A 4,489-nucleotide genomic window follows, 5' to 3' on the forward strand; every position below is an offset into this window, starting at 1 on the left:
CCGCCACGAAGATGAAAAGGGCGGTCGCCGGCCTGCGGATAAGCAGGAGATAGACGATTACCGCCGTCACGATCAGCACCAACACGCTGCCGCTGCCAAGACTTGTGATGTCGCGCATCGCCCCTTGCAGCCACAGCGGGCCGATCGGGCTGTCAGGGCGCCCCGCCTGGCGGAAGGCGAGCAGGATCTCGGTGTCGAAGGCGTGCGGCGTGGTGGCGCGCGCAATCTCCATCAGCTCCTCGAATCCCCACAGGCCGGCGGCGATGACCAGGCCGGCCAGCAGCACCGGGAATTCGACCCGGTTGAGCAAAGCGTTCGCGGCGTTCTTCATCGGCAATTCGCCCGTTACAGCCGACCTTGCAGATAGGGTCCGAGCGTGATCAGCGCCACCGCTGCGATCGCCAGCATGATGCCGGTCGCCTGCAGCGCATTGACGCGCTCGCCGAAGAAGACCAGCGCCACGACGTTCACGGAGACCAGCTGGATGACGGCGGAAAGGCTGAACGACACCGACATGCCGAATTCGCGGATCAGCCGCAGCATGATCAGATTGCCCAGCGAATAGAGCGCCAGCGTCAGCGCTATCTTGCCAAGGCTCGGCGCAAGGCCCCATTGCTTGGCGGCTGTCGCCGCCAGCAGGAAAATGACCGTCGAAAAGCCGAGCTGCAGCAATCCCGAAAAACTCAACGTTTCGTCCCCTCTCGGAGCGGCTCCCGCCGCGTGCGTCGCGGACGTTGTTTCCCAAGCGCGCCGGGACGTCAAGCGACCTCGACCAAACGAAGCCCTTGGCAATGGCAAGCCGGAAGCTCAAAGTACTAACATCGCCCAATCTGTCGGTTCGAAGGGCGGTCAGGGGCTCATGATTCGCAGTTTTCAAAACCTGATGCGGCGCTGGAGCGAGCTTTCCCTTGCCCTGCAATTCGTCGTTGCCGGCGGCTTTGGCCTGCTGGCCGTCATGTTGGTGGTGGGCACCTGGGTGACGGCGCAGATCCGGGACGGCGTCATCCGCAATTCGGCCGCCACGACGGCGCTCTATGTCGACAGCGTGATTGCGCCGCTGCTTCCCGACTTACGCAAGGACCAGGAGCTCAGCGAGTCCGTCAAGCAGGCGCTGGACGAGACGCTTGGCCAGGGCGCGCTCGGCAAGCGCCTCCAATCGTTCGTGCTCTGGCGCCGCGACGGCACGGTTCTCTACGCTAAGGAGGCGTCCCTGATCGGCCGCCGCTTCGGTCCGAGCGACAATCTGCGTTCCGCCTTCGAAGGCAATGTCGTCGCTGAATTCAATACATTCGATGATGATGAACGCGAGGAGAAGGCTACCGGCTTGCCATTGCTGGAGATATACAATCCCGTGCGCGAGCCCTGGTCGGGCGAGGTGGTGGCGGTCACCGAGTTTTATGAGATCGCCGACGATTTCCAGGCCACCCTGGCGTCCGCCCTGTGGTCGAGCTGGCTGATCGTGGCCGGCGCGACGCTCGCGGCATTCCTGCTCCTGTCGGGCATCGTCCTGCGCGGCAGCCGCACCATCGACGATCAGCGTGGGGCACTGCGCCGCCAGGTCTCGGAGCTGCAGGGTCTGGTGGCGCAAAACAGTGCTTTGCGACTGCGCGTGCAACGGGCGTCCCGCCGCGCCACCGCGCTCAACGAAAGATATCTGCGCCGGATCGGCGCCGACCTCCATGACGGCCCGGCCCAACTCGTGGCACTGGCGGCGCTGCGCATGGACAGCCCGATATTTTCCAGCGACGGCCATTCGAGCGTAAGCCGTTCGACCGAGGTCGCAATGATCCGCAAGACACTGGAGGACGCGATGCGCGAAATACGCGGCATCTGCACCGGCCTTGTTTTGCCGCAGATCGAGACGGCTGCCGCAACCGACATTCTGCGGCTGGCGGTCAAGGAACACGAGCAGAGGACGGGAACGTCGGTGACGCTGACGCTGACCGGACACTTGCCGGAGCCCGGCGCCTCCGAGAAGATCAGCATCTATCGTTTCGTCCAGGAAGGGCTGAACAACGCCTATCGCCACGGGTTGGGCAAGGATCAGGCGGTGAGTGCGGGGATGAAAGGTGGCCGGCTTTTTGTCGAAGTGTCGGACGGCGGGCCCGGTTTCGATCCGGCGGCACGGGTCGAGGGTCTCGGCCTCGCCGGCCTCAGGGAGCGGGTCGAAAGCATTGGCGGACAGTTCGAAACCTTGACCGGGCCGCAAGGTACGCGTTTGGTGATCCGTCTATCGGTCGAGGAGCAAGCATGACTGGGACCATTCGCATCGCCATTGTCGACGATCACCCCCTCTTTCGCGAAGGTGTGACGCGCAGCCTGTCGGAGATCGGAGGCTTCGAGATGGTTGGCGAGGGCGCCACGGCGCAGGATGCCGAACGCCTCGCCACGACGGTGCGGCCCGACATCTTGCTGCTCGATATCTCCATGCCGGGCGGCGGGCTGACCGCGGTGGCAAGCATTCTCGCCAGCCATCCGGCCCAGAAGATCGTCATGCTGACCGTTTCGGAGGCCAACGCCGATGTGACAAAGGCGCTGAACGCAGGGGTGAATGGCTATGTCCTCAAAGGCGTCGGGTCGCGCGGGCTCGCCGACATCCTGCGCAATGTTGCAGCCGGCGAAAGCTATCTGTCGCCGACGCTGTCGGCCCGGCTGCTTTCGGATCTCCAGTCCCAGCAGCCGACCGACGGCATTGCGGAACGGCTGCGGCAGCTCACCGATCGGCAGACGGAAATCCTGCGGCTGGTGGCGGAGGGGCTGAGCAACAAGGAAGTCGCCTTGCGGCTTGAGCTGCAGGAGAAGACCGTCAAGCATCACATGACCGGGGTGCTGTCGAAGCTCAATGTGCGAAACCGCACCGAAGCAGCCTTGATGATGCGTGAGTTGCGCGACCGCGACAGGCCTTCCTAAAGCAACGAGAGCATGATGCCGAAAGGTGTGAAGCGGTTTTCGGAAGACATCATGCTCTATCTCTTTGATTTAGAGGCGGATTTAGATTTCAGGCCGATTTCGACCTGAAATCATCCGGCTCTAGGGGAATTCGCAGCGGTTTCCGTCCTGGATTGCGCAAAACAACGATTGCAAGGTTGCGTGCCTCCGCAAGGTGCGGACCGCGCAAAAGCGCGTCGCGCCTCGGGGACCGGGGCGGCACCGCCAAAAACGAGGTCACCTCCGCCGGGGGGCGGCGGAGGTGACGTGCAAAGCTGACCGTTGCCTGTTGGCCAGCTTCACAAGGCCTTGAGACGATCGGCATCGGCCGGCGTGGCCTGGCGGTCGATGATCGTGCGACCGAGCGCGTCCTTCATGCTGAAACGTCCGTTCTCAAGCTTTTCCGTTATGCCGTCGGGATGCCGGACCGTGATCTTGTTGCCGGTCACGTCGACCTTGTCACCGGTCTTTGCATTGACATGGCTTCCGCTCTTACCCTGATTGGATCCCGATTTGCCGCTATTGCCGCTGTTGCCATTCCCGCTATTCCCGCCGCTGTTCCCTCCATTGCCGCCGCCGGAATTGCCGCCGTTGCCGCCGCCACCACCGCTGTTACCGCCACCCTTGGCGTATGCGCTGGCGGTGTGAATGCCGGGAACGGAGCCCTCCAGGACAATTTGGTAGGGAGCAATCGTCAACGCCAGCGCCGCTGCCGATTTGAGCGCCAGCCGGCAGCAACGGGTCGTGACCGATCTGTGCATTTTGATCTCCGACGACTGAGCCCGGCGCGCCCCACCCCAACGTTGCAGTGCAACAACATTGCCGAAAGACGCGGGGTCCGGAAGCGACCTCCGACCGTTGCGGTTGTCAACTAGGACCTTTGAAAGCGCAAGATTGGACTAAAGTCCCAAGCGTATGCTACATTAGCTTTGCATGAACGGCGCCGCGACCGCCATCGCTAAATGGGAGACTCGCTTTCCCTACGCCTGACGACGGCAGACGCCGAACATCAAGTCACCTCCGCCGGGGGCGGCGGAGGTGACTTTGTCGAGCCGGCCGTTTGCAACGACTGACCCCATGGATGCGCGGCGAAACATGCCGCCGAAGGTCTCCTTCCTCTCGAAAAGACGATTCCGGAGCAGTTCACGGCCTTCGGGAATGCTGAGCCAGCGCTGCGCGTAATGCCTGTCGCGCCTGAAAGGTCTCCCGATGTCACGAAAATGTGACCCGGCGATTATAAGGGGGGTCAAACAGGTACCCCACGCTCCAGCCAACCCGACAGCCAGAGGCAAGCCACCATGACTGACCTTCGCTCCGCCGACACCCGATTCCGCACCAGCCTGCTCGAGGAAAACGACGGCCCGGCCATCAACGCCTCCGACAACCGCACCATGGGCGAGATCATCGCCGCGCGGTTCTCGCGCCGCGGCTTCCTCAAGGGCTCGCTGGCCGTCTCGGCCATCGCCGCCACCGTCAGCCCGCTGGCGCTGATCAGCGCCGACGAGGCCAGGGCCGCGGAAGGCTCGGCCTTCGCGTTCGACGAACTTGAGGCCGGCATCGA

General features: G+C 63.4%; 5 protein-coding genes and 1 pseudogene. 3 read left to right on the forward strand and 3 right to left on the reverse strand.

Translation table 11 applies throughout. From position 1 onward, the window contains the following. Both EN984_RS23800 and EN984_RS23805 read right to left on the reverse strand, forming a co-directional pair. Window positions 1–331 (reverse strand): annotated as a pseudogene (locus tag EN984_RS23800) (phosphoesterase); the annotation flags it as partial. A gap of 14 nt (window positions 332–345) precedes the next feature. Continuing rightward, complete coding sequence (locus tag EN984_RS23805; protein ID WP_013528672.1) at window positions 346–687, reverse strand: hypothetical protein; 342 nt, start codon at window positions 685–687, stop codon at window positions 346–348. A gap of 172 nt (window positions 688–859) precedes the next feature. Between EN984_RS23805 and EN984_RS23810 the strand changes: the two genes are divergently transcribed. After that, window positions 860–2,254, forward strand: a complete 1,395-nt coding sequence (locus tag EN984_RS23810; protein ID WP_127267186.1) for a sensor histidine kinase — start codon at window positions 860–862, stop codon at window positions 2,252–2,254. Further along, a complete protein-coding gene (locus EN984_RS23815) occupies window positions 2,251–2,910 on the forward strand; it encodes a response regulator transcription factor (protein WP_023813468.1) in 660 nt (219 codons plus the stop codon). Before EN984_RS23810 ends, EN984_RS23815 begins: the two co-directional genes overlap by 4 nt. A 317-nt stretch (window positions 2,911–3,227) precedes the next feature. Here the strand turns inward: EN984_RS23815 and EN984_RS23820 are convergent, their stop codons facing one another. Beyond that, a complete protein-coding gene (locus EN984_RS23820) occupies window positions 3,228–3,689 on the reverse strand; it encodes a hypothetical protein (RefSeq protein WP_127267187.1) in 462 nt (153 codons plus the stop codon). Between the two features lie 537 nt (window positions 3,690–4,226). On the opposite strand from EN984_RS23820, the gene EN984_RS23825 reads away from it, so the two are divergent. After that, window positions 4,227–4,489: twin-arginine translocation signal domain-containing protein (locus EN984_RS23825; protein WP_127383987.1), on the forward strand; the 263-nt coding region annotated here is incomplete at its 3' end.

It is taken from the genome of Mesorhizobium sp. M7A.F.Ca.CA.004.12.1.1, assembly GCF_003997835.1.
In the GTDB taxonomy this organism is placed as follows: domain Bacteria; phylum Pseudomonadota; class Alphaproteobacteria; order Rhizobiales; family Rhizobiaceae; genus Mesorhizobium.

What these genes read in the sequence shown, in the direction of transcription:
- EN984_RS23810 (WP_127267186.1), top strand. Translation starts at nt 860, where the DNA reads ATGATTCGCAGTTTTCAAAACCTGATGCGGCGCTGGAGCGAGCTTTCC.
- EN984_RS23815 (WP_023813468.1), top strand. Translation starts at nt 2,251, where the DNA reads ATGACTGGGACCATTCGCATCGCCATTGTCGACGATCACCCCCTCTTT.
- EN984_RS23820 (WP_127267187.1), bottom strand. Translation starts at nt 3,689, where the DNA reads ATGCACAGATCGGTCACGACCCGTTGCTGCCGGCTGGCGCTCAAATCG.